Origin of the sequence: Candidatus Chloroploca sp. Khr17 (genome assembly GCF_004138165.1) — a bacterium.
Lineage (GTDB): Bacteria > Chloroflexota > Chloroflexia > Chloroflexales > Chloroflexaceae > Chloroploca.
The window spans coordinates 172,559-198,001 of sequence record NZ_RYFF01000003.1; the positions used below are offsets into that span (position 1 = coordinate 172,559).

Consider the following 25,443-nt stretch of genomic DNA (forward strand, 5'->3'; position numbering starts at 1 on the left):
GCTCAGATGCGACCCACCCGACGACGGACATGGTTATGGTTACTGCTAGCTAGTCTCCTGGCAGCGTGCAACATGCCGGGAAGGAGCAACGAGACGTCTCAGGCGACGATGCCTGAACCAGCGCGATCAACCGCCGCTGAAGTTAGCGACAGCGACGAAATGGTGCTGATCCCAGGAGGCGCATTTATCCGGGGGAGCAGTGACGACGATCTGCAAGCATTTGTCGCGCTCTGCGAACAGGCGCAATCTAGTTGCGTACTTGACAACTTTCTTGACGAACAGCCGCAGAGCGAGGTCGTGCTTTCAACTTTCTTGATCGACCGGTACGAAGTGAGCAACCGCGCCTTTGCGGACTTTGTTGAGGCAACCGGCTACCAGACCGAAGCGGAAGAGCGCGGGCAGAGCAACGTCTGGGACGACAGCATACGCCAAGTCTTATCGATCGAAGGAGCCTCGTGGCGCGCCCCTGAAGGGCCAGGTTCGAGCATTGAAGCACGGCTCGAGCATCCCGTCATCCACGTAACCTGGGCCGACGCAAGTGCCTACTGTGCCGCGCAGGGGAAGCGTTTGCCCACCGAAGCCGAATGGGAAAAAGCGGCGCGGGGCGCAGCGGATGCACGGCGCTTCCCGTGGGGGAACGACTGGCAACCAACCTACGTCAACGGCGTGCTAGCGAATGAACAAGCCGTTGGCACCATGCCAATCACCGCCTTTCCCGAAGGGGACAGCCCCTACGGCGCACGCCAGATGCTGGGGAACGTCTTTGAATGGGTCGCTGACGCCTACGACGGCAACTTCTACGCCAGCGGACCAACCAATGATCCCGTCCTGCTCACCGACGACAACGACGCCTTACGGGTAGCTCGCGGAGGCGGATGGGCCACCCGAGCCGGCTTCTTCCACATCGGCTGGCGGCGAGTGATGGAACCAAGCACAAGCAACAACACCACCGGATTCCGCTGCGCACGCGACGGATAAGCGACGCAAGCGAGGGGGTGGGGTAACGGCGCGGGTGAAGCAGATTCACCCGCGCCGTTTTTGGTTAAGACAGGGTAAAACTCAGCGTCCTATATGGAGGGGTGAAGGAAGCTTGATGAGCAAAATCACACGTAGGGCCTGCAAAGCAAGGTGTGCATGGTAGCTGGATGACCACAACACATCGTGCCAAAGAGCTAATTGGGTTCAATCACTTCATCCCTCAGGAGGTATCATGGGCACTCTCATAGCTCAAGAGACAGCTGTATTCCATACACCTATTCCTTGGCTGCTCGGCATTTGTTTTGACTGTACCATTTCTATCAGTGAACGTGATTTCGCAACTGCTAAGCGTGAAGTATGCAACTTCCTACACAATGTCAACTATCGTGCACGACTCTTGCCCGGACAACCTTCAGACTTTATTTCAGTCACCGCTTTCAAGGAAAACCACAACATCTTCGGCCCTGCCAAGCCTTTAAACATAACAAAGATGGATCGCACTGGACATGTTGAAGCGTTGTGCAACTGGATTCAGAATCTCCGTCGTGATGGTTCAAGGACTGCTCTCTATGATGCCATTGCCATCGCATCGCGTGAATTAGCAACACTCGACGCACAACTGCCTTATCGTTACCTCAAGGTCGTACTGGCCATCACCGACGGCGAAGACAACGATTCCCGGCTGAAGTTGGCCGATCTGGGCTATTTCCATACTACTAGCCAACACCTAGCGGTTGTCGGTGTGGGCAATGGTGCCAACCGCGAGCTACGTCAACTTGGGCAGTACGCGACATCTGTGCATGCCATTTCACGTTTTGAGGATCTCTTTAAAGCAATCACCATTTCGGTCTCTACAGTGATCCAGCGCACCCAACATATTGCCTGGTGATGCATGGTAAATGGTGACGAATAGCAGTTTGAAACGGAATAAGGGAACTATCAGGAGGAAGTTAACGAACTTCGTGAGCGTGCTGAAGGTGCAGCTTTAGTATAGAGGGTTTTTATGAAGACTCAGCCCCATCCACCGTTCCACAAAGCGCTCTTGCAGTTGCTACGTGACTATCGCCCTTCGTTAAGGGTGTCGCTGCCGGTCAACGCACGTCGCTTTCTCCCTTCCCCTGGCAGTGCGCTCTTTACGCTGTTGCTGCTGGCCGGGCTCTTTTGGGCGCAGACGGCGGGGGCGCTGCCGCTGCCGCAGGCGGCGAGTAGTATCAGTACGATCCCGTATCAGGGCCGCCTCGCTGATGCTGGCGGGTTGCCGCTCACCGGTACCTACACCATGGTCTTTCGCCTCTATGCTGCCTCAACCGAGGGGGTGCCGCTCTGGGAGGAGCAGTGGACGGGGCCGAATGGCGTGCAGGTGAGTGATGGGCTCTTCAATGTCATGCTGGGCAGCCTCAGTCCGATTGCGCCGAGCGTGATCACCACCAACCCCAATCTGTGGCTCGGGGTGACTGTGGGCACCGACGATGAGATGACGCCACGAGTTCAGATCGGCACGCTGCCCTTTGCGGTGCAGGCGCTGACGGTTCCCGATGGGGCGATCACGGCTGCGAAGCTGGCCGATGGTGCCGTGACGAGCGCCACGATCGCCGATGGCACGATCGTGACCGCTGATCTGGCCAATGGTGCCGTGACGAGCGCCAGCATCGCCGATGGCACGCTTGTGACCGCTGACCTTGCCGATGGTGCCGTGACGAGCGCCAGCATCGCCGATGGCACGCTTGTGACTGCTGACCTGGCCAATGGTGCCGTGACGAGCGCCAAACTCGGGCCGGACATCAACCTCGTGCCCCCTGATGGCAGCATTGGCACCGTCAAACTCGCCAATGGGGCCGTGACACCCGAGAAGATCGCCGATGGTGCCGTGACCTCCTCAAAGCTGCGACCAACCTATGGGCAAGTCTATGGCAGCCCTGCCGGTTCATTCATGCTCAACACGACCCGCCAGCGCATCCCTGGCATGATTGTGACGGTGAGCCCAACGACGCATCAGGTGCTGCACCTCAGTGCCACAGTTGATGCCACGCGGCAGGGCACCTGTGATGCGGTGGTCACGTACCTGACGGTCAATGGCAACCTGATCAAGCCCCTGGTGCTGTCGGGAGGTGGAAGCTCTGTACGGGCCTCGGTTTCAGGCTCTTTCCAGATCACCTTGGCCCCGGGCACCCACACGATTGAAGCGCTGGCGTTTTGCCAGAACGGATCGGGGGCGCATATCAATCCCGAGAACTCCACGTTGGCGTACATTCTGTTTGCTCAGTGAGGGTGGGCCTGAGCCTTCACAGGTCTTGAAGACCTGTGAAGGCTGACGGACGCTCTTTCTCTCGGTGCGACTGGATCACAGGCTATGTGATCCTCAGGGTGACACCATATCGGGAAAATAAGGGGGCAAATCAACTTGTTTTTTCCTACCCTGCCCTGCCGCACCTGAGGGTTTATGGGTCAACAGAAAATATGTTCGTTGCCGCAAAAGAACGCAAAGGAACGCAAAAAACGGGGGGCTTTCGCCCCACTCACGCAAGGTGCGCGAGCGGGAGGGGTGAGAACTATGTAGATCAATGCCAATGCCCTATGCATGGTTTCAGGAGCAAATGTTTTGTCCGCTCATAAACCGGTGGGAGAGGGAGTTGGAAAGAGACGGATCGATGCTCGTGGAATGTGCATAGGCGCATATCACTATTGAGATGTCTCCATAACTTTGCTCCACAGTGATAGATCCAGGAAACGCCTATGTCACCGCTACAAGCCACCTCAAAATACAAACGCCTGATCGTACAAGGGTTTGTCTTGTTTGCCTGTATTGTAGCCTTACTCTACCTATCTACAGTCGTCGAGGCACAACGGAATTATGCTTTCATAGCGTCAACTGAACCTGCTGCTATGCCACAACAAGCTCAGTTGACGCAGGCAATTGCGGAAATCCCTGTGCCAAGTTTTAAGCAAAGAGATTATGCGGATCGCTTGGGTTCTACGAGTTGTGGCCTCACCATTGCAAGCCACGGCTGTACAATCACTTCACTTGCAATGGTCTATAACTACCATCAACCAGATTATACTAATCCACCATCCCTAAATAATTGCATAAGTGAAAGAGGAGGATTTTCAGGATGTTTATTGAATTGGGGAGGTCTATGTGCACCAGAGGGTGTTTCAGTCGATGCTAGCAGACGCTGGCAATCAGCTAATTCAAGCGAAATTGACAGTTATTTACAGCAACGCCTTCCTGTAATAGTTGGTCTTGGAATTCCAGGGCAAAATAGTTATCACTGGGTTGTCATTATTGGCAAACGTAGCAACGGATTGTATATCACTAGAGATCCAGAAAACACTAATCCAGATCGTAGCATCAGTGAAATTAATTCGATTATCACGATTAACGGCCCCAGAGGAGGAGATACCAATCAGCCAATCCCAACTCCTACTCCGGGGCAACCCCCACCACCGCCACCCGCCCCTAACTGCGCCCCCCAAAATCTCTCTGCACGCATTGAGGGCCGTACCGCGCACCTCGATTGGGCCGATGTGACCTGTGCTGGGACACGTGGTTATACGTTGCACGTGACGAGGGGGAGCGGCCCTGAAGATGGGATCATTCTTGATACCGGGGTGACACCCTCGAACTATAGTTTTTCTTTCCCTGAGGATGGCACCTATTCCTGGCACGTTGCGTCGTGGCAGGGCAATACCCGCAGTGCCTGGAGTTCGCGGCAGATCGTGATTGGCGGTGGGAGTAATCCGCCTCCACCTGGTTGTGGACCGGTCGGCATGGCCGAGCCACATGCCGGGGCAACTGTCGGCGATAGCCCGCTTTTTCGCTGGGAAGCGGTCAGTTGTGCCGGTAATACGTATGTACTGCGCGTCAAGACGGTTGCCGATATGCACGGTGGCGGTGAGACGGTTTTGAATCGCTCGGGGATTCAGGATACGGTCTTTTATGGCAAGCCCGAGCATTTCCCGTCGCGTTTCTATGGCCGGGCGCTCTACTGGTCGGTCATTCCCGAGGTCTCGGGTGGTCAATGGTCGCCGGCGCGTCCTTTTGTGATCAATCCGAATCGCCCGCCAGCGATCAGCTTTGCCAGCGCAAATGGGCAGCCTTTGCCCGCCGAAAACAGCCCGCTCTGGGCAAATCAGGCCAACTGGCTGTTCGCTGGGGCTGCGAGTGACCCCGATGGGCGCGTTACGCGGGTTGAGTTGCACTGCGCGCACTGCGAAGGTGCCGGGAACCTTGCCAGCGCGACCTTGAATGGTACGAGTTGGCAGCATGAGCGGCACAATATGGTGGGACAAAATCTGATCGCTTTTGTCGCAACCGACGATAAGGGCGTGACCGTGCGGAGTCGTCTGCTCGATCTTCGTATCGATCTTACTGTGCCCACCAGTACGCCTGCGCTCAATGGCGAGACCAATCCGAGTCGTTGGCGCACCTGGTACAACACGCCGCAGCAACTGCACATCAGGGCGGTGGATGGCGGCAATGGTCAGGCACTCAGTCAGGTACGCGAAGTGAGAACGTGGCTGCGTGGGCCAGGGGTCGACGAGCAACGCACCTGGCCGGGTAGTGAGGCGCTGCTCAGCCTCGAACGCGACGGGGTCTGGACAATCGAGTATCAGGCGCTCGACAATGTGGGCAATCTTGAGGCGGCCCGTCAATTGGTGGTACGCATTGACCGTACCCCACCAACGCCACCCGCTGAGGCAGGTGAACTGGGCGGGACAAGCGATAGCGTCTGGCAGCGTGATGTGAGCACACCGGTCTTTCGTTGGAGTAACGGGAGCGATGCCGGGGCGGGCCTTGCACGTACCGAGTTGCGCCTGATGACGAGCGATGGACGACTCATCAATACGCTCAGTTACACTGGTGCCGCGCCACCCAACTGGTCGCTTGCCCCGGAGGGGTTGCCCACCGGGAGTTACAACCTGCTAGGGCGCAGCGTAGATCATGCTGGCAACGCGAGTGCCGAAGTCCGTCTCTTCACCTTCCGCTATGACCGCACCCCCCCAGAGAATCCGGTTGCCCTGAGTCACGCCGCCGGAGTGGAGAATGAGCGCTGGCAACGCACGGCCTGTCAGGCTGACTTTAGTTGGGCCAGGCCGCATGATGAGGGTTCCGGCGTGGCTGGCTACGAGGCGAACTGGCGGATTGACGATGGACGGCGGGTCACTGAAAATAGTGCTACGCTCACGAGCGAGCGTTTCCAGAGCGATAGCCCGCCCTGTGATGAGGGGAGCGTCTACACCAATACGCTGTTTATTCGCACCCGCGACGCTGTCGGCAACTTGAGCGAGCGCACAACAGCCTTCACGCTGCGTTACGATAATGATCCGCCGACGGTCGCCATTCGTTTCAGTGGCGGGATCACTGAAACGACGCAGACCCGCGTGACGCTGGAGCTGGAGGCTGCTGATCGTGGGTCTGGCGTCGCAGCAATGCGCTTCTCGGGCGATGGATCTACCTGGACAGAATGGGAGGCCTTTGCGTCCACCAAGATCTGGCAAATTCCGGGCATCAGTCGCCAGTCATGGCCGGTCTATGCGCAGGTACGTGATCAAGTCGGATTGAGCTCTGAGGTAGCGGTGAGTGCAGTCAAGCTGAATGTCAATCGGCGCTATCCACGCTCGGCCAATTTCCGGCTCTTCGCCTCATCATTTGATGGCGGCAGCGCCGAAGCTGGCTCGGCGAGTTTCTTTGGGCGCGGTACGCTAGGCCAGGGCTACAGCACTAGCGCGATGCAGAGCACCTCCTATGTGATCAGTTCAGGCTACGAAACGGCCCTGCGCGCCATTCCTCTCCTTGTACCTGGCTCTGAGCGCTTCACCGCCACCGGCGGCAGTATGAGTGCAGGCACCGGCGCAATGCCACTGCGCTCGGGTAGCTTCCAGATGCAGAATAGCATCGGTCAGGCCGCACTGCCCAACAACCAGGCAACGTTAAGCAGCCAGCAGTATCAGCACCGGCCCGGCTTTTTGGCCGATTTCCCGATCAGCGCAGTGGCCCTTCTGCCCGTTGGCCCAGAACCTGAGCCGCCGCCGACTCCGGCTTGCCCCTTTGCCACGATCCAGATCAACGGTGGGGCGCACTATACCCAGCAGGCAGCGGTCAACCTCACGCTGTGCGCACCCTTCGCCGAGGCAATGCGCCTCAGCAGTGATCCTACATTTGCCGATCGTGACTGGGAACCCTACGCCAAGCAACGAACCTGGCTCTTCACAACGACGGGCGACCCGGCTGCCCCGCGCATCGTCTATGTCTGGTTCCGTAACGCTGATGGGACGATCCTGGGAAGCTATAGTGCAGCGATTATCTACGATGCAGTCGCACCTGTCAGTAGCGCCTGGGTTGAGGGAAGTACGGAGAGTCTGAATCCAGTGAGCAGTCGCCAGAACACCTTCAATGACCAGAGCAGACCCAGTACCTCTGATCCGATTGTCACCGCCGGGGCAATCACCCTCCAGATCATTGGACAGGACACTGTGAGTGGCCTGAGTGAGTTGCAGCTTAGCGAGCAAGCAGACTTTGCCGACGCTGTCTGGATGGCCTACGATCCCCAGCAGGCGTGGACATTTGAAGGAGATGATCGGAGCGGGACGCTCTATGTTCGCAGCCGTGACCGGGCCGGGAATCTTTCTGAAGTAAGTACAATTCCCTTTGTGCTCGATACGACAGCCCCTTATGGTAGCGTCATGCTTGACAACCCAATTATCAGCGCGGATACAACCAGTTTCCTCATCTATCTTGAGGCTGAAGACGACAACTCAGGTGTTGAGGCACTCCGCGTCAGTGGCGATCCAGACTTTGGCGATGCTGCGTGGCAACCCTATCGCGAGCGCGTCGTCTGGAATGTACCCAATCCTCTGCCTGCGAGTGGAACGATCTATGTTCAGTTCCGTGACGAGGCTGGCAACCTTTCCGAGGTCTACGCAAAGCTGCATGTGCTCGATACCACCGCACCGCGCCTGCTCGGCAGCCTCGTTGACCAGAGCAGTACCATCCCTCAGTTAAGCCTGCTGATCGAAGACGATCGCGCAGGTATGGCCTGGGTCTACCTAAGCAATGATCCCGCGATGGTGGAAGGCGTCGCCGTGGTGCGCTACACCGACGAAGCCATTCCATGGGTCTTTGATCCGCGCCAGGTCGTCTGGGTTATGCTGACTGATGCGGTTGGCAATCGTAGCGAGCCGTATGCCATTCTGCTCCCCGTTAGCGTCGAGTCGAGTGAAGAGCCTGCCGCACGGGTCTATTTACCCTCTATTATGCGCTAGCAGAGGCGCAACAACTCAAACGATAACCCAGCACACACAAAAAACCGGCTACGCCGGTTTTTTAGCGGGCAGAGAAAAGGAATGTTCTGCATCCAAAAAAGCCGTAGAATCTGGTATAATATGGGTGCTTGTTTTTTAACAGCCAGTGCAGCTCTGGGTCATGCCCCAGCGAGCCGGGCGACACCACAGATACAGCAACCTTAACGGGTTTGTAAAAGCTCTTGGGTAATTGCTCGCGGCGTAGCCACGAGCGATTATCTCTTCCCTTCACACTCTTCAATCTTTCAGGAGGAACTCGAGATGAACAAAACGCTAGTTTGGGGTATCGCTTGCTTGCTTATCACCCTTCCTGTATGGGGCGTAGTCCAGGCGTGGAATTCCACCGCAAGTTCAGTACATGAAGAAACCAGTTCTCTTTGTGCTGAAGATGCATCGCTTGCCTATCCCTATCCCTATCCTATGCCTGGCTCCTGCACGTATCTACCTATCATCCATCAAGGGGACACCCCGGCGCTGACCCCGTCGCCAACGCTGACCCCGTCGCCAACGCTGACCCCGTCGCCAACGCTGACCCCGTCGCCGACCCCAACCGCCACAACTGGGCCATATCCGCTTCCATAACTTCTGTTGTGGGGTACGATGATGCTTTGGGCCGACGGATGACCCTACTGCCGAGTCTTCCGCCGACCGAACATCCAGCCCCAGGCCTGCGCGGCAAGGCTGATCTGGCCGAGGGCAAAGAGCACTAGCAGGGCGGTGATGGCGGTTGTGCTGACGGTCGACCAGAAGGTGAGGGCCTGGCGAATATCGCTCAGCGCCAGTTGCAACGTACTGGCGCGTGTCCTCCCCTCGTCCAGGGTGGTGCGCTTCTCCTTTTTGGAAGGGCGACTTTCATCGCTAAAAATAAACCCGCCTGAGACCTCACAGCTCTTCAAGACCTGTGAGGTCTAGCCTGAGACTTGGTGCGCTTGAAGAAGCCACCCTGGTAGGCGATGCTCGCTGCACTCAGCAGAAGGACGAGCGAGGTAGCCAAGAGCCCATCCAACCAGGGGAGCAGGGCGCTGAGACCGCGCATGGTCAACATTGCGCCCACCAGTCCGGCGAGAATGATGATCGCCCATTGCTTGAAACCGATCACCAGCACGGCCCCGACGCCCGCACCGACGACAGCCAGGATCCAGTCAAACAGGCCGAAGCTCAGGCGGAAGAGGTCGAGCACGTTCAGCGCGATCGCGGCACCCGCCACGGCACCGAGGATGAGGGTGAGACGATCCACGGCTCCTTTCGCCATGCCCGAGCCAAAGAAGAAGACCGCCGCTAGCCCGCTCGTGACGAGCAAGGTCAGCCAGAAACTCTGATCCCATGGCAACAGGCGCAACAGGGCGACCCCGAGGATAGCCCCAACCGACGCCCCCAGGATGGCGAACCGTGAGCCAAAGGCGAGCACCGCGAGTCCCAGCGCAATCAGCAGATAGGGAAACATCAGCAACCTCTTTTCAGGCAACATCTATCCACCCAGGAAGGCACTCACGCCGTTCCAGGTGAATAGCAGGCCAAATATGAGCGAGACGGTGATGGAGATCGGACGATTGTAGGTCGTTAGCCAGGTATTCGCACGCTGAAGGACTGACTGGGACTGCTTTGGCGCAACTGCGGCGAACAGCAGGGCGAGGATGAGCAAGATCTGCGCGAAGAAGATGTACGCCGCGTACGCGATGATTGCGTCGGTTCGGTCAAGGCCTGCCTCGTTGATGACGGCAAGAGCAGAGAGAGTGAACGCCCAGAGCTTCGCGCCGATCGCGATCCCCAGTGCGCCGATGCCCAGTACCTTGAGCGGGGTAGCCTGTTCAAGCGACTGCATCCATTTGGGGGGTGGCTCGTCAGGATCTTCTTCCTTGCGCCATTTCTTGAACGCGGCGATCAGAAGCAGGATGCCAAGCACAAGTTTCAGCGTCGCGGCCACGAGGCCATCCCCCTCCGCCGCCTTGTCTGAGGAGCCCAAGACGAGACCGAAGAGCACCCCCTGCGCGACGCGGGTAAGGGTCATGCCGAGAACGAAGGCAGAGGCTTTGAGCAGACCGTTCGGACTGGCGAGCAGCAACAGGACAATGATGAGCCAGAGGGGGGCCAGGATGTTGCCAAGGATCATCGGGAGTAATTCGCCGAATAGGGGGAACATAGCCTTTTCCTTTGCTGTCCAGCGTGGATCGCACTTACCTGGACGTATAACCAAGATCGATCACGTTGTCCATAGCATTACGTGTTCACCTTTGCGGTAACAAGCAAGCCTGGGAGCGAGGGCGGGACAACTGTGTACAGTTACCATCGCATGCAGTATAAGGTTGTACGGCGGAGAGCGGGCTATCCTGTTGGATAGGAGGCGAATGATCCTCTCTCCTGGGAGCGAGGACGTCCCGCCTCGGGGTGCGTGCGAGGGCGGGACACCCTCGCTCCCAGGCTTGCCTGTTCCCTCAAATGTGAAGAGTTTCCCGACCCAAGTAGAAGCACGGCCTGATGCTACATCCCTATGGTGGGGTGGGCAACGCTACGCTGAACCATCTCGGACGGGCGCTTTGCCCCTACGACCCTGGTGGGTGCAACGCAAGCACGACTCGTTCAGGGGTGAAGGGCAGGTCACTGAGCCAGACTCCGGTCGCGTTGTGGATGGCGTCGGCGACGGCGGGGGCGAAGGGGATCAGGGGCAGTTCGGCCATGCCGCGGGCACCATACGGGCCTTCGGGGTCGGCGAGTTCGAGGATGACCGGGATGATTTCGGGAGGCGTGTCAAGGATCGTCGGGATGAGATAGGTGCTGAGACCGGGCGTGGCAACGCGCCCCTCACGCATCTGAAAGTGCTCCATCAGGGTGTAGCCAAGCGCCTGAGCGAGTGCGCCTTCGATCTGGCCTTCGACTTGCTGGCGGTTGATCGCTCGTCCTACGTCGTGAACGCTGATGATACGCACGATGCGCACCAGTCCTGTAATTATGTCAACTTCCACTTCCACGGCTTGCGCGGCGTAGCCATAGGCATAGTTCGGCTTGCCCGCAGTGGTTGTCGCGTCGAGCGGGGTCGTCGCGGGGGCGCGGTATTGTACGGTCACGCACGCCGGGCGCTCTTCATTCTGCCATTCGCGTAACGCACCGAGTGCGGCGTCATGCACGGCTCGCCCCGCCATCAGGGTGAGCCGCGAAGCCGAGGCCGAGCCAGCGTTGGGGGCTTCGGCGCTGTCTTCGGCGATCAGTTGCACCGTCTCGAGGCTAACGTTGAGTGCTTCAGCGGCAATCTGGCGCAAGATGAGATGCGCCCCTTGACCAACGTCGGCGGCCCCAATCCGTACGATGGCCTGCTCGATGGTCGTGCTGCCGTGCAGTTCAACGGTAGCCGTGGCTTGCTCGGGAAAGCCAAAGGAATAGCCGAGATTCTTGATGCCACAGGCCAGGCCCCAGGCTCGCTTGAGGTGCGGCGCGGCGGGTGGCGGCAGTGCGGGCAGCGTCGCGAGCGTCGTGAGGCAGGTGTCGAGACAGGCGCGCACGCTGACCCCCGCAGGCAAGGGCTGCTGCGTGGGCTCAAGACTCCCCTCGCGATAGAGATTGATCCGGCGCATCGCCACAGGATCACGCCCAAGCGCGTGGGCAAGCCGGGTCACCATCACTTCGCTGGCAAACTGGGCCTGTGGCGCGCCAAAGCCGCGAAAGGCCCCGGCAGGGAGGTTGTTGGTATAGACGGCATAGGCATCAACGTGGATGTTGGGCACCTCGTAACAGCCGGTGAGAAAGAGCGCGACACACTTGATGACCTCCTGGCTGGTTGACGCATAGGCCCCGCCATCACCGATCGCCGTGGCCGACACGGCCACAATGCGCCCATCGCGCATCGCGCCCCAGCGACAGCGGATCGTCACCGGGTGGCGCTTGTGATGCGCCATCACCGACTCAGCACGACTCCAGACAATTGCCACGGGCTGACGCAACTTCCAGGCCGCAAGCGCCAGCAGATGCTGCACCGAAAGATCCTCGCGCCCCCCGAAGGCGCCGCCAATCGCCGCATACCGGATGACCACCTGCGCTTCGGGCAAGCCGAGCACCTCGGCGATCTGGCGGCGATCTTCGTGGAGCCACTGACCGGCGGTGTGGATGATGACGCGGTCGTCTGCGTCAACGTAGGCAATGCCCGCCTCGGGTTGCAGAAACGCGTGTTCCTGCCAGGCGGTCGAGAACTCCCCTTCAAGCACGAGATCCGCCGTCGCCAGAGCCGCCTCGGCGTCGCCTTTGCGGATCGGGCAATGGTAGAGCAGATTGGTGCCTCGTTCGGGATGGATCAAGGGCGCATCGGACGTCAGCGCCAACGCAGCATCGGCCAGCACCGGCAGATCTTCATACGCAACCTCGACCAGGCCCGCAGCAACCTCGGCAACTTCGCGGCTCGTTGCCACCACCAGCGCCACCCGGTCACCCACAAACCGCACCACCTCACCGCAGAGCACCGGCTGGTCAGGTTCGACAAGACCATAGGCATTATGGGGCACATCAGCCGCCGTCAGCACCGCAACCACACCGGGATAGGCCAGCGCCACCGCCGTCTCCAGGCGCACAATGCGCGCATGGGGCCGCTGGGCAAAGACAACCTTCAGGTGCAACATCCCCGGCTCGATCAGATCCCCTGGATAACGGGTCGCCCCCGTCACCTTTGCAGTTGCATCAGGACGCGGGAGGGATGTGCCGATCATATGCTCAGATCCTTTCGCTACCTTGCAAAGAAGGCGGTTGTTTTGACGCAAAGGCGCAACGTTAGCCATCCACGAATGGGGGCCACGAACGAACGAATACGTGCGTCACCTAGCCTGTCTTCGTATCTTCGTGAGGATTCTGCGTGGGCGGCGGCGCGCCCGGGAATATAGGGTTAGATAGCGCCCGCAGATGACGTTGCATCAGCCCTCACCCTGCAGAGGTAGTCAAGACGTGTTCGCAAACTTGGTATATTATACCTACATTGCGTCAAATTTTGAAAGGCACCTATGCATAGTCGCTTTGTGACGATCGCTGGTTATAAGATCCATGTTTTGGAGGCAGGTACAGGCCCACTCGTGCTGTTGCTGCATGGGTTTGCTGGTTCAGCCGAAGATTGGCGGCCTACGGTGGCGGCGGTGGCCAACATGGGCTACCGGGCGATGGCCGTAGATGCACTTGGGTTTGGGCGCTCGGCCAAGCCGGGGGATGCGCCCTATTCGCTGGCGTTGATGGCGCGGATCTATACGGAGATTATTGAGCAGAGCGGCGTCACCCAGGCGACGCTGATTGGTCATTCGATGGGGGGCAAATACGCCCTGGCAACAGCGGTGTTGCACCCCGAGCGCGTCAATGGGCTAGTGCTCGTTGCCTCAGATGGCTTTGTTGAAGCATCACGCTTGACCATGGCGGGAGGATGGCCGCTCGTCGGCCCGGCGATCCTCTGGCTCTCGGCGCAGCCTCGCGTGGTACGGATGCTGCTCACGGCGGCGTTTGCTGATCCCGAACGCCATCTGACCGCCGAGATCCTCGAGCGCGGACGGGCGGCCCTGATCGGGGCAGATAATCGACGTGCCCTGACCGCCTTGAGTCGCCAGTATGCCGCGACTGATCTGGGACTCACCGGCCTGCGTACCCGGCTCGGCGAACTCACGATGCCGACCCTGCTGGTCTGGGGTGAGAGCGACCAGGTCTTTTCGGTCGAAGCGTGCGGCTATGCTGCCCGCAGCGAAATCCCAGAAGCGCACCTGGTCGTCTTGCCCCGCTGCGGACACTTTCCACAGATCGAAAACCCACGCTTATTTCAAGGGGTACTCACCGGCTTTCTCGCTGGTCTGGGGTGAGGCGATCCTCGGGGGGGGGCCATACCCACGGCAGGGCGCAGCAGCGCCGGGGCGGGCGGTGTGGTTGATGGGTGTAGGGGCAACCGCAAGGGTTGCCCCTACTCTTACCGTGTCGTTGCTGCCCGGATCGCCACCGGCAGATAGACGGTATGCTGCGTCGGGCTCACCATGAGCCGCCACTCCGTTGCTGCCATGGGCATCACCTGCCCACGCGCCGTGACCAAACTCTGACCGTGCTCGCCGTCATCCACGAGCGTGATCGCGGTCGCGGCGGTGTCGGTGCGCGCCCGCAACTGGATCTGCGCGAGTCGCACCTGGCCCGTGGGGAGCGGCGATGCGAGGGTGCCCCGCGCCAGGATGATCCGTCCGGCGATGGGATCGACCACCTGCTGGAGCGGGTGGTCGAGCGTGGCATCACCCGTCACGGCGAGCACTTCGAGCACGGTCGGGTCAAAGACCAACGTGGCGGCGGCCCCATCAATCCCGGTCGGTGGCGCGTTCACCGCCACCTCCAGGGTCACGCTTGCCCCTGCGGTGAGGTTCGGCACGACCTGCTGTGCCCACACCGCTGGCCTGCTGGCACGGGGTTCGGCGGGTGGTGCCGCCTCAGCCCCAAGCTTGCCGAAGTGCATGGCGAGCAGCGAGAAGTCACGCAGATTGATGATGCTATCACCGTTGAAGTCAGCCCGCCCATCGTAGCCCGCACTGCCGCTGCTGCGCTCGAAGGTGCTGGCGAGCACCGAGAAGTCGAGCAACGAGACCCGATTGTCATTGTTGGCATCACCCGAGGAGAGCGGCCCGATGGCGATGGTTGCTTCGGTTCCGGTCAACGCCTGCGTCACCTCCACCCGCAGCGTCTGGGGATGCTTGACGCTCAGGGTATACGACCCCGGGGCGATCCCCGCGATCTGGAAGTATCCGGCCTGGTCAAGGGTCGGGGTCGCCTGATAGACGGGCGTGGTGGTTCCAGCCGCACGCAGGCTCACCGTGAGCGGCAGGCTCAGGCGCGGATCCGGAACGCCGGGCTCGCCTTCGAGTTGAACCTCGACGGTAACGTCCATCCCATCGCTCCCGTCAGAATTTGGCGCAATGAACGGTGGCATCAGCACATCGTTCATCAGCGGCGGTGGATCGTTGCCTTGCTGCGCGAGCAACCCCTGCGCAAGAAAGCGTGTCCAGCCGTTGTCGCGGGTGATGTGAAAGAGGCGGTGCCCGACGTAGTTCATGAAGGCACTTTCATCCGTGCTACTCGCACGCGGCGGATAGAAGATCCCCAGGCCATGGGCGTTGTCGAGTTGCACGTTGTAGGTGCGTTCGCCCCCCTCGTAGACATTTACATATTGGAAGGAGCGACTCGCACGCGAGGTGTAAGCCACGAAGCGCTGGTTGCTCGGCTCGGCCACCGCCAGCACCCGCTCGGCAGCGGCTTGCACCGCGCCATCCGGTACGCCATCGCGTAGCTTGCGCGCTAGATCCACGACATCCACGTAGCTGTCTTCGTTGTCGGGTTCGAAGGGCTGGCCCTGGCCTGATTCGTACTTCTGCACGGTGCTGCGCAACTCACGCAGCGCCTGGCGGCGTGGCTCGCGATCAGCTTCCACGTAGTTCAACAGGCTCTGGCCGAGCGCACTGAGCGCCGCTTCGAGTTCGGCAAAATGGCCCAGGTCAAAGGCCGCAATGGTGTAGGGCAGCGCCTCGGCATTGATGGCTGTCGCATAGTGCTGCGCGATCTTGACGGCTGCATCACGCGGGTCGCTCGCCTGGCCGAGCATCTGGCGGTAGTGGTCGTAGGCAAAGATACCCCAGGCGGTGTTCGCCGACGCGACGACGAAGTCGGCCAGGCCCGCGGCAATCGCGGCGTTCTCGAAGAGACCGAACGAACAGGCATCGTAGACGAGCAGGTCGAGTTTGCGTGCGCCATCATCGGTCGCTTCGATCAGGGCGGCCCGCACCTCGAGCGAGGTGAGGAAGGGGGATGGGGTGTTCTCCACTTTGCTCGTATCGTCCTGGGCAATGCCAACAATGCCGTTGGCGTGGTTGACGATCGCCAGGGCGTAGTGATCCGTAGCGGGCAGACTGCTAAAACCCCAGGTGAGCAAGTCGCGCAGGGTGCCAGGCTCATCCATCCGCGCCTCGATGAGATCGGTGCGCGTCCAGTTGCCCGCGGCATCGAGGGTGTAGCGCCGCGTATCGTTGACCCTCGGCCCGTCATAGAGCACGGCGACCTGCACGTTAGCCTGCGGCCCGGCCTTCTGCAAGCGGTAGAGCATGCCGTTCAGGGCTGCATTCTCGCCCATCCAGGGGTCGAGGTTATTGTCGGCGGCAGCGTAGATCAGCAATGTCCAGCTCTGGCTCCCATATCCACCCCCACCACCGTCGCGAATGATGATCTGCTGCTCGACGGTGGGCGACCAGTCGCCCTCGTCGTCTTGCACCGCAAAGCTGATCGTATGCACACCCACAGGAAGATCGGCGGCGGCACGACTGAAGCTGCGCTCGGTCGTGATCACGCTACCGTTGAGCATCCAACGATAGGCGCTGATCACATCGGTCGCATCAGAGTCGGCACCCGTTCCCTCAAAGCGGATGGTATCAACACCCTGCCTGGCATCACGCGGCAAGATGCGGTTGATCGTGGCGACTGGCAAGGGGCGCACGAGGCTGCCGCTGGCGCGATGGAGCCATACGCCTTCGATGCTGCTCGACGCGCCTTCACCACCGATCGCGACGATCCGATCCATCACCGGGTCGTAGGTCATCGCCAGGTTCGTCATCGCCGGGAGGGCAGGCACGCTCGCCCGCTCACGCCAGAAGATCCCGTTCCAATCCCAGGTGTCGCTGAGCAGACCGCTCGGGCCGGTGCCACCCGCGACCACGACGGCGCTGCGGAGGCTGTCGAAGGTAGCAGCGTGACCACTACGGGCAGTGAGGCGCAGCGTCGGCGTGACATCAATCCAATTGGTTCCATCCCACTCCCACACGTCATCAAGAAGGCCGCGGCTATTTTGCCCCCCGATCAAGACTGCTCGGCCCCGCGCCGGATCGTAGGTAAGCGTGGCTTTGCCCCGCGCTGGTGGACTCGTCGCCGGACTACGCTGCGTCCAGGTCGTCCCGTTGTACTCCCAGGTATCGCCCAGGTAGGCACTGGCATCCTGCCCGCCAAAGAGCAGCCAGACATTGCGCGTCTGGTCGAAGGTGAGGCCGTAATTGGCGCGGGCCGTGGGACTGGTGGCCGGCGCTTGCACCAGCCAGTTGGCGGACGCACTCTCCCAGAGCCAGGTGTCATCGAGGTAGTTGTTGCTGTTGCTCAGCCCACCAAAGAGCAGCACCTGCGCACCGTCGCTGTTCCGCGCCAGGCGATGGCCCGAACGCGTCGTTGGCGGTGCGTTGGTCGGCGCTTGCAGCGTCATCCGCTGCCCATCCCAGAGATAGGTCTGGTCGTCAGCAGTTTTGCCCCCAAAGAGCAGACTCTCCCCGTTCACGGTATATTCCAGCGCCGCACCAGGGCGTTGTAACGGATGCGAGAGCAACATGCGCCAACGGGTACCGTCCCATTCCCAGGTATCTTCCAATTGAGTGCCATCGAAGAGGACGATGCGCTGACGGATGGGATCATAGGCCATGGCGTGACGGGAACGTGCGGTGGGACTAAAAGCCTGGACCTGCTGACTCCAGTTAGTACCGTCCCAAAGCCACATATCATTCAGATTCGTCGTGCCCCGGCCGCCAAAGAGCACGATCTGTTGACGGGCGCTATCATAAGCCATCGCATGGTCTGATCGGGCGAGGGGCCGTACATCAGCGGTACGCTCCGTCCAATTTGTGCCATCCCATTCCCAAAGGTCATTGTTCAGGCTGCCGCTATATCCGCCAAAGAGCACGACCCGTTGACGAACAGGATCATAGACCATCGCATGCTCGGTGCGGGCGGTGGGACTCGCAGCAGGAGTCATCTGCGTCCAGTTGGTACCATCCCATTCCCAGGTGTCGTTCACGGGCCCAGAGCCTGAAGCTGACCCGCCAAAGAGCACGATGCGCTGGCGGACGGGGTCGTAGGCCATCGCGTGCTCAGTTCGGGCCGATGGTTGACTGGCAGGCTTGAGCTCGGTCCAAGTACGCCCATCCCAAACCCAGGTGTCATTGCGCCAACTGCCGCCGAAGAGGAGAACCTGTTGGCGGGCGCTATCGTAAACTATCGCATACTCATCGCGGTTCGGGGGGCTCGTGGCTGGCCAAGCGCGTTGCCAGCTTTGCCCATTCCAGAGCCAAGTTTCGTAGCCACGAAAGAGCAGCAACTGTTGAGTGCGTGGGTCAAAGACGAGACTATCATCATGAGTACTCGCCGACGGACTCAGCATTGGTGCGCTGCGCTGCCAGTTAGTGCCATCCCACTGCCAGGTTTCGCTGTTCATGTTGCCGGATTGGCTGATAAAAAGCATCATCTTCTGATGTGCAATATCATAAGCCATGGCCCCAAGGGTAGCCCCAGGTCTGACCACCGCCGATCGCTCGTGCCAGCTTTCACCATCCCATTCCCAGGTGTCGTAATAATTGTTATAGGTGTCGTGACCGCCGAAGAGCACCACACGCTGACGGGCGGCATCGTACGCCAGACTATGATTGCGGCGGGCAGTGGGTTTGTTGATTGGGAAGAGCTTGAGCCACGTTGTGCCATCCCATTCCCAGAGATCGTTATTATGCGTACCCCCGTTCATACCACCGAAGACAACAACACGCTGACGAACTGCGTCATAGGCCATGGCATGGCCCGAATACCCATCGGGACGTGCGGTCGGTGTCTGCACAATCCAGTTGGTGCCATCCCACTCCCATGTGCCTATGTCTATCTTGCCACTGCCTCCATAAAGGACGGTGCGCTGACGGGCACTGTCGTAGGCCATCTCGTGATCATACCGCGCCGACGGGCTGTCAACCGGGAAACGCTGCGTCCAATTTGTCCCGTCCCACTCCCAGGTATCATTGAGGTAGTTCATGCTCGATACGAAGCCACCAAAGAGCACCACACGCTGGCGAGCGGCATCGTAGGCCATGGCATGGCTATGGCGGGCGGGCGGACTCACCGCCGGGGTCATCCGCAGCCAGCTGGCCCCGTCCCACTCCCAGGTATCGTTGAGCACACCACTCGCGCTATTACCGCCAAAAAGGACGATGCGCTGGCGGGCGGCATCGTACACCATGGCATAACTATAACGCCCTGGTATCTCCCCTCGCGTCCAGGCCGATTCTACCGTACGCTGGGGCAGCACCACATCAACTTGCTGGCCGCCCTCTTGGGCGATGAAACTGACGCTTTTGCTCTGCCCATCGGCGGTGGCGGTGATCGTCACGGTGTCGCCCGGTTCAGCCAGGAGTGCATTGGGATCACCAAGGTTATCGCTGAGCAGCGCCGCGAAGAAGGGCAAGCCACCCGCCTCACCGCGCTGGGTCTGGGTCGTGAGCGTGCGGTCACCGATGCTGATCGTCACCTCGGCCCCGGCAATCGGCACACCGTTCAGGTAGACGTAGCCGCTCACGCAGCAGATCACGGCGGCGAAGCTGTCGAGCGCCGCCCCACGGATGCACGAGCGCGGCAACGGTGGCGGGGCGAGCGTGGCCGCGAGCGGCATCATCGCCTGATCAGCGGTCGCCGTAACCTGCTGATCCACGGCAAGCGGCCCTTCGGGGACACCCTGAGTGGCCGCTAGAGTCAAACTCGCCTCGGCAGCGGGCTGATCCACGGCAAGCGGCCCGTCTGGGACACCCTGGACAGTGGCGCTCGTGGTGAACGGCGACGACAAGAGCACGATCAGCAACGTGATGAGCAAGAGCAGGTTGGCAGGGTGGGTGAAGCGCCTCATAGGAGTCCCTTTGTTTCAGAGCATGTACTGTTGATCGTGCCGCATTGTTACCCTGAGACAAGGTTTCAGGGTGCTGTACCGTTTACGCTCAAATGACCCGCTATGCGTGGCACCGGCTAGACCCGTGAGGTCTAGCGGATTCATTTCTGGAAGACCGTAAGTGGTCTGTCAACGACATTTCCCGGTCGCGCCGCCGACCACGAAGAACCCTCACGAAGACACGAAAACAGGCTTTGTGACGCACATATTCGTTCATTCGTGACCCCCATTCGTGGACGGCTGACGACACCAGAAAACTTCGTTGACACACTACTCAGCATGGCAATGCAGTTCCTTCAAGTGCCATTGGTATAAGGTAAGGCTCTCCAGCCACCGTCGGCGTTCCCTCTCGCAGCAACAGTTGAAACGCGGCCCAGTAGTAGGGATGGGCGTAGCCCCTGGCCCGCACCGCCGTACGCGCAGCGCTCAGGGCTTCGGTCGGATTCTGCCCTGCGGCAAGCCCCTGGTAGAACTGTTCCATCATCAGGCTGGTGGCTTGATCATGCACCGGCCACAAGCTCGCGACGACCGCCCGGGCCCCTGCACTCAAAAAGGCCCCCGCAAGCGCCAGGGCCACCCCGCCTCGTTCCGGGGTGGTGCCGGTCTCACAGGCGCTGAGCGTCACCAGGGCCGTGCCAGCCAGCGAGAGATTGAGCACGTCAGCGAGCAAGAGCGGGCCGTCGGCCAGGTTGAGTTGGGAGAGCAAGGGGGCATAGGGGTTGACCTGGCCGTGAACAGCGAGGTGCAGGAAGGTCGGCGGCGCTTCCCAGTGCAGATCACCCAGGTGCGCTGGGTAGACCTGACGGGCTGACGGGAATTGGCGCTGGATGGCCCCAAGTTCGGCGACGACATAAGGAAGAGGGGGTTGGCCTTCCCAGCCAAGCAGCAAGGGCGTTCCCGTAGCCTGGGGCAAAGGTGGCATGGCAAGCAGCGCAAGCGAGGGCATCAGGTGCAGGGCGTACCGCTCGTCGAGGTAGCGCGCCGCAGCCTGGGTGTGGTCGCGCAGCGCCGCCCATGGCACACTGTAGAGCGGCCCATCCGGGGCGATGATCACCTGGCTCACATCAGCAGCGAAGGTAGCGATGATCGGCGCGATCAGCAGGTGGTAGAGTTCGCCCAATAACCGCTCGCTGGTCGCAAGCTGCCCCGTAGCCATGCGCTGCTGTTGCGCGGCCGAGCCACAGTGCCCCAACGCATGGTGCTGAAGCGTCAGCCGACTCAGCAGTTGCGTCACCTGCGCCACCGGACCAAGCTCCACCTGGCGCACCGCTGCGTCAGCCGTCAGCAGAAACGCCCAGATCTGCCCCTCGGCAACGAGGTACTCGACGCCAACACTGGTGGACGGCAAGCACTGGTGGATCGACGCCAACGCGGGGAGGGTCTGCGCGGTACGCTGGCGGAGGTGCTGGCGCGCCAGGCGCTGCAAAGTCGTCTCGGCCTGCTTGATCCGCTCGGCACAGAGGGTCTGGTAGGCGAGCTCGTCCTCGGGATGCATCTGCGCCCGCCAGTAGTCCCACGCGGTCTTGGCACCGAGCCAGGCTGGATCCTGGAGCAGCGACACGTGCAGTGAGTCGGCGCTCGGCGCGGCGAGCTCAGCCCAGATCCCGCCCTTGGCTTCGAGCAGACTCTGCATGGCTGCCTCGAGGCGACCGGCGTGCCGATAGCTGCTGATCAGGTGAGCATAGAGCAGAGCCGTGCCTGTCAGATAGCTTGCCTTCAACTCTTCGCTCGGCAGCATCCGCCGGGTTGTCGCGGCCAGGTCGGCCGCCCGCTGCAGGGGCACCCAGGCTTCGGTGGCAGGCAGCCGACTGGCCTGCTCAACGAGGGCGCGCTGCTCGAGGCCATCGAGCCCATGCGTACGGGCCACGTCAGCCAGGTGCTGATAACGCCCCACAGCGGCCCTGCCAGACTGGGTCAAGGCTGCCGCCAATAAATCCAGTTCGAGTTGCTCGGCCAGCACCCCGGCGTCCGCGATGGTCGCCTGAGCCGCCACCACCTGGGCCAGGGCACGGCGACGCTCAACCGAGGTACGCTGGAAGCGCGGGTGAGCCGTGTACCCCTGGAGCAAGGCCTGGAGCACCGGCGGCAACGGGGACTGGGTGGCGAGCGCCGTCGCACGCGCAAGATCCTGGCGGGCAAGCGCGTTCTGATCGAGAGCCAGGGCCAGCCGCACCGCAGACAGCATAGCCTCAACCGCCTCTTGAAGCAACCCGGCCTGCTCAAACATATGGGCCGCCTGAAGCGCGGCGCGGCGGGCTTCGAGGGGCAATTGCAGGCGCTCGAAGAGCGCCGCTTCTTCGAGCGCGACCGTCGCCTGGTCAAGCTCGATCCGGGCCGTGGCAAAATCGGTACGGGCCTGATCCAGCAGGCGCAGCGCGGTGAAGAGCTCGCCACGATAGGTGGCGAGCCGCGCCTGATTCACCGCGACGCGCGCACGCAGTTCGGCAGAGCCACATGCCTCAGCCACCGCACCTGCACGTTCGAGCGTCGCTTCCGCCAGCGTAAATTGACCCAGGAAGAGCACCGCAAAAGCCTGGTTGATCAGCGCCTCGGCCTGCGCGGCCGGCTGGTGATGGCTCACCGCCAGCGCCTCGGCCTCGCGGGCCGTCGCGAGCATGGCCTCGTAGTGGCCCATCCGCCCTTCAAGATCAGACCGGTTCATGTAGAGCGCTGACAAGCGATTCTGGGCGTCTGGTAAGTCTGCCAGGCACTCAGCTGCGCGCCGGATCGCCGCGTGCGCTTCGTCGAGCCGACCGAGTTGCCCCAACAACCCGGCCCGTCCGATCAGCAGGCGTCCCTGTTCAAGCCGACGATCCTGCACCACAAAGTAGGCATAAGCGGCATCAAGGTGGCTCAAAGCTGGCCTGGTCTCCCGATTGAGCAGCGCCAACCCATGACACCAGTGGGCAAAGGCCGTCGCCTCGGGGTGCTGCGTCTGCTGCGCGACCGCCCAGGCACACGCCACCGCCAGTTCAACCTCGGAGACTGCCCCGGCATCGAGCAGGTCAAGCATCGTATCGCGCAACTGCGCCAGGAGCGCCAGTGGCTCGACCTGATTAACTGCCAGCCACGCGGCGATCCGGGCTGGCTCACCCTGGGTCGCCCATAGTGCTGGCAGCAGCGCCTCAAGCATGGGAAAGCGTGAGCGGAGGGAGCAGCACCACCCCCTCGGCAAAATGCACTTGTACCAGATACGTGCCAGCCGCAAGACGCGCAAAGGTAAAGAAGCCGTCGGCATCAGTCGTACGGGGGCGAGGCCGCGCCTGATCACCACGGAGCCTCACCCGCACATCAGGGGCAGGCTGATCATGGTGCGTCACATAGCCCTCGATCCGCCAGTAATCGTTCTCTGGCGGCGGAAGGCGGAGCACAATCTGGACGGCAAGTTCACTCGCGTAGAAGGATTGATCGGGCACAACTGGCGCGATACTGCGCATACCAGCGCCAAGCAACTGCGGCAGCGCCACAAAACGCGGCAACCTGAAGCGGACGGGCCGATCGGCTGGTTGACTCTGGAGCGCCAAGAGTTCGGTGAACGTCGCTTTGGCGCGGGGATTAGCGCGCACATAGGCCGCAACGCGAAGCTGTTGCTGCGGCGTCGCCTGACCAGTGGCCACATCAACGAGATCCTGGGGCTCAGGGACAGACAAGCCCTCCAAGCGTTCGTGGAGATGCTGCACAGTTCGACGCAATTGCGCAAACTCCTGCCGCACCTCGGCTGAGGCCTCCAGAGCCTGTTCAACATGCGGCAGCGCCACACCATCGAGATACGCCAGCAAATCACCAGGTTCAAGCGGTTTATTATTCATACAAACGTTCCCTACATAAGGTATATAGCAATCCTAGTAGTCTGTAACCTAAGTTTTCTGGGGTCGTTCGCCGACCACGAATGGGGCCACGAAGAAACGAATACCGCACCGCCCCTATTCGTTTCTTCGTGATCAGTATTCGTGGTCGGCGGCGCTACCGGGAAATGTAGTTGACACACTACTTATGGTCTTCCAGTACATAATTCGGTATGCGCGACACGGGCGAGACCTGTGAGGTCTGGTCTACCTAGCGCATCATCCATACTAGCAACATAAACCAGAATCACAACCTATTTCCACATCAATCTTCAAGCATATCACGGATCTCAGGCAACGTACGGAGCAGCTTAATGCACCGCTCGATCAGGCGATAGACAGCTTTGATCGTCAGCGAAGCATCGCGATCACGGAGCGCCGCCGTGATCGTCGCGGGATCTTCATCGAGCACAAAGCGGCGACGAAAGACCTCGCGGTGCAACTCATCAGGCAGCAGTTCGAGGCAACGGTCGTAGAAGGCATAGCGCATCACAGCATCTGTCGCTTCGCCCTGGCTTGGCTGAACACGCAGCGCCTCGAGATCCACCGTCGGGGCGCGGCGGGGCATTTTGAGGCAGGTGTGGACGACCGTCGTATGCACATACACACGGTATTCGGCAAACGAACGCGCCTGATACGGCGAGGTCGGATGGCGAAATTTGCGCAGCAGATTGATCGCCACCTCCTGCTGCAGGTCGTCCAGATCTGGACGACACTGAACAGGGCACAGCTTGCGGACGAGGGGGATGCTAATCAGCCAGAGCCGCGCAAAGGCAGCCTGGTCGCGGTTGGCCGCACGGCGCAGAATCTCTTCGCAACTGCGACTATCCTGGCGGTTGTCGCGTGATTGCTGAAAGGCAGCGAGTTGGGCTTCACAGCGGCTATGCAGATCATCAAGCGCAAGCGAACCCAGCGGGGTATCGGGATCAGAAGAAGAAGTAGCGCCCATAACGAGAACCCTCAACGACAATGATGTGGTTACGATGGGTGACGCTCAGCGTCATTTTACTTTATTCGCGCTACCTGAATTGTACTACAAACAGATACGAGGTTCAACTGCTCTGCGGCTGAAACCTTTAACCCCGTCCCTTGGCTGGGCCTCGGCTCGCTCATATCGGGAGAGGTCGGGCCTGTTGGTGCGAGGGTATGCACATAACAGTTTTGTCATCCTAACATCCGACGAGTCTTAACATTGCTCTGCTATTATCGTCGCTGATCACACCCTCCGTTTTCATCCCTAGCACGGCTGCACCAAAGCTGTGACATTCTGCGCCCCGAGGCGATTTGTTGCTTGCTCTCGACGTTATGGCGAGGGTCAGTTTGCTTGTGCTTTGCAAACGTCGGTAATGTGCATTGCACGACACGGGAACTCACCCGAAGAGCGCGCAATGCTCTAAGTAGTCTGGGAAAGAAGTTTTCTGGTGTCGTCAGCCGTCCATGAATTGGGGCCACGAAGCAACGAAGAGCGCATGGAGCAGCCCATCTTCGTTGCTTCGTCATCAGTATTCGTGGTCGGCGGTGCTACCGGGAAACTTAATTCCCAGACTACTAAGCCAGGATGGTGCCTTTGACATAGGGGTGGATCGATCAGCGTTTGAGGTTTGTATAGCG

General features: G+C 60.5%; 13 protein-coding genes. 5 read left to right on the top strand and 8 right to left on the bottom strand.

The features are described 5' to 3' along the window. The first annotated feature begins 6 nt into the window (after positions 1-6). The 4 genes from EKD05_RS03245 to EKD05_RS03260 all read left to right on the top strand — a co-directional run bounded on the left by EKD05_RS03245 (position 7) and on the right by EKD05_RS03260 (position 8,241). Positions 7-978, top strand: a complete 972-nt coding sequence (locus EKD05_RS03245; protein WP_129670870.1) for an SUMF1/EgtB/PvdO family nonheme iron enzyme — start codon at positions 7-9, stop codon at positions 976-978. A gap of 232 nt (positions 979-1,210) precedes the next feature. Beyond that, complete coding sequence (locus EKD05_RS03250) at positions 1,211-1,867, top strand: vWA domain-containing protein (RefSeq protein ID WP_129670871.1); 657 nt, start codon at positions 1,211-1,213, stop codon at positions 1,865-1,867. 114 nt (positions 1,868-1,981) lie between these two features. After that, the gene (locus EKD05_RS03255; protein ID WP_129670872.1) at positions 1,982-3,244 is read left to right on the top strand and encodes a hypothetical protein; all 1,263 of its coding nucleotides are present in this window, start codon (positions 1,982-1,984) and stop codon (positions 3,242-3,244) included. 617 nt (positions 3,245-3,861) lie between these two features. Continuing rightward, the gene (locus EKD05_RS03260; protein ID WP_165360558.1) at positions 3,862-8,241 is read left to right on the top strand and encodes a C39 family peptidase; all 4,380 of its coding nucleotides are present in this window, start codon (positions 3,862-3,864) and stop codon (positions 8,239-8,241) included. A gap of 665 nt (positions 8,242-8,906) precedes the next feature. Here the strand turns inward: EKD05_RS03260 and EKD05_RS03265 are convergent. The 4 genes from EKD05_RS03265 to EKD05_RS03280 form a co-directional block, all read right to left on the bottom strand. Then, positions 8,907-9,176 (bottom strand): hypothetical protein, encoded by a 270-nt coding sequence (locus EKD05_RS03265; RefSeq protein WP_129670874.1) that lies wholly within the window; start codon positions 9,174-9,176, stop codon positions 8,907-8,909. Further along, on the bottom strand, positions 9,173-9,724 hold the full coding sequence (locus EKD05_RS03270; RefSeq protein ID WP_129670875.1) for a hypothetical protein: 552 nt from the start codon (positions 9,722-9,724) through the stop codon (positions 9,173-9,175). The genes EKD05_RS03265 and EKD05_RS03270 overlap by 4 nt, the downstream gene beginning before the upstream one ends. Before the next feature lie 24 nt (positions 9,725-9,748). Further along, a complete protein-coding gene (locus EKD05_RS03275) occupies positions 9,749-10,390 on the bottom strand; it encodes a GAP family protein (protein WP_205703852.1) in 642 nt (213 codons plus the stop codon). A 430-nt stretch (positions 10,391-10,820) separates the two neighbouring features. After that, positions 10,821-12,968: a xanthine dehydrogenase family protein molybdopterin-binding subunit gene (locus EKD05_RS03280; protein WP_129670877.1), complete on the bottom strand. Its 2,148-nt coding sequence runs from the start codon at positions 12,966-12,968 to the stop codon at positions 10,821-10,823. A gap of 288 nt (positions 12,969-13,256) precedes the next feature. On the opposite strand from EKD05_RS03280, the gene EKD05_RS03285 reads away from it, so the two are divergent. After that, the gene (locus tag EKD05_RS03285; RefSeq protein WP_129670878.1) at positions 13,257-14,090 is read left to right on the top strand and encodes an alpha/beta fold hydrolase; all 834 of its coding nucleotides are present in this window, start codon (positions 13,257-13,259) and stop codon (positions 14,088-14,090) included. Positions 14,091-14,194: 104 nt separating this feature from the next. Here the strand turns inward: EKD05_RS03285 and EKD05_RS03290 are convergent, their stop codons facing one another. The 4 genes from EKD05_RS03290 to EKD05_RS03305 all read right to left on the bottom strand — a co-directional run bounded on the left by EKD05_RS03290 (position 14,195) and on the right by EKD05_RS03305 (position 24,781). After that, positions 14,195-19,948, bottom strand: a complete 5,754-nt coding sequence (locus EKD05_RS03290) for a kelch repeat-containing protein (RefSeq protein ID WP_129670879.1) — start codon at positions 19,946-19,948, stop codon at positions 14,195-14,197. A 313-nt stretch (positions 19,949-20,261) separates the two neighbouring features. Next, a complete protein-coding gene (locus EKD05_RS03295; protein WP_165360559.1) occupies positions 20,262-23,120 on the bottom strand; it encodes a CHAT domain-containing protein in 2,859 nt (952 codons plus the stop codon). Further along, positions 23,113-23,796, bottom strand: coding sequence for a carboxypeptidase-like regulatory domain-containing protein (locus EKD05_RS03300; protein WP_129670881.1), 684 nt, complete (start codon positions 23,794-23,796; stop codon positions 23,113-23,115). Before EKD05_RS03300 ends, EKD05_RS03295 begins: the two co-directional genes overlap by 8 nt. Before the next feature lie 301 nt (positions 23,797-24,097). Beyond that, entirely contained in the window at positions 24,098-24,781 is a 684-nt protein-coding gene (locus tag EKD05_RS03305) for an RNA polymerase sigma factor (protein WP_129670882.1), read from the bottom strand. Positions 24,782-25,443: the final 662 nt, after the last annotated feature.

Excerpts from the sequence above, each read along its gene's own strand:
- EKD05_RS03280 (WP_129670877.1), bottom strand. The coding sequence starts at position 12,968 with ATGATCGGCACATCCCTCCCGCGTCCTGATGCAACTGCAAAGGTGACG.
- EKD05_RS03250 (WP_129670871.1), top strand. The coding sequence starts at position 1,211 with ATGGGCACTCTCATAGCTCAAGAGACAGCTGTATTCCATACACCTATT.
- EKD05_RS03245 (WP_129670870.1), top strand. The coding sequence starts at position 7 with ATGCGACCCACCCGACGACGGACATGGTTATGGTTACTGCTAGCTAGT.
- EKD05_RS03255 (WP_129670872.1), top strand. The coding sequence starts at position 1,982 with ATGAAGACTCAGCCCCATCCACCGTTCCACAAAGCGCTCTTGCAGTTG.
- EKD05_RS03305 (WP_129670882.1), bottom strand. The coding sequence starts at position 24,781 with ATGGGCGCTACTTCTTCTTCTGATCCCGATACCCCGCTGGGTTCGCTT.
- EKD05_RS03295 (WP_165360559.1), bottom strand. The coding sequence starts at position 23,120 with ATGCTTGAGGCGCTGCTGCCAGCACTATGGGCGACCCAGGGTGAGCCA.
- EKD05_RS03260 (WP_165360558.1), top strand. The coding sequence starts at position 3,862 with ATGCCACAACAAGCTCAGTTGACGCAGGCAATTGCGGAAATCCCTGTG.
- EKD05_RS03270 (WP_129670875.1), bottom strand. The coding sequence starts at position 9,724 with ATGTTTCCCTATCTGCTGATTGCGCTGGGACTCGCGGTGCTCGCCTTT.
- EKD05_RS03275 (WP_205703852.1), bottom strand. The coding sequence starts at position 10,390 with ATGATCCTTGGCAACATCCTGGCCCCCCTCTGGCTCATCATTGTCCTG.
- EKD05_RS03290 (WP_129670879.1), bottom strand. The coding sequence starts at position 19,948 with ATGAGGCGCTTCACCCACCCTGCCAACCTGCTCTTGCTCATCACGTTG.
- EKD05_RS03285 (WP_129670878.1), top strand. The coding sequence starts at position 13,257 with ATGCATAGTCGCTTTGTGACGATCGCTGGTTATAAGATCCATGTTTTG.
- EKD05_RS03300 (WP_129670881.1), bottom strand. The coding sequence starts at position 23,796 with ATGAATAATAAACCGCTTGAACCTGGTGATTTGCTGGCGTATCTCGAT.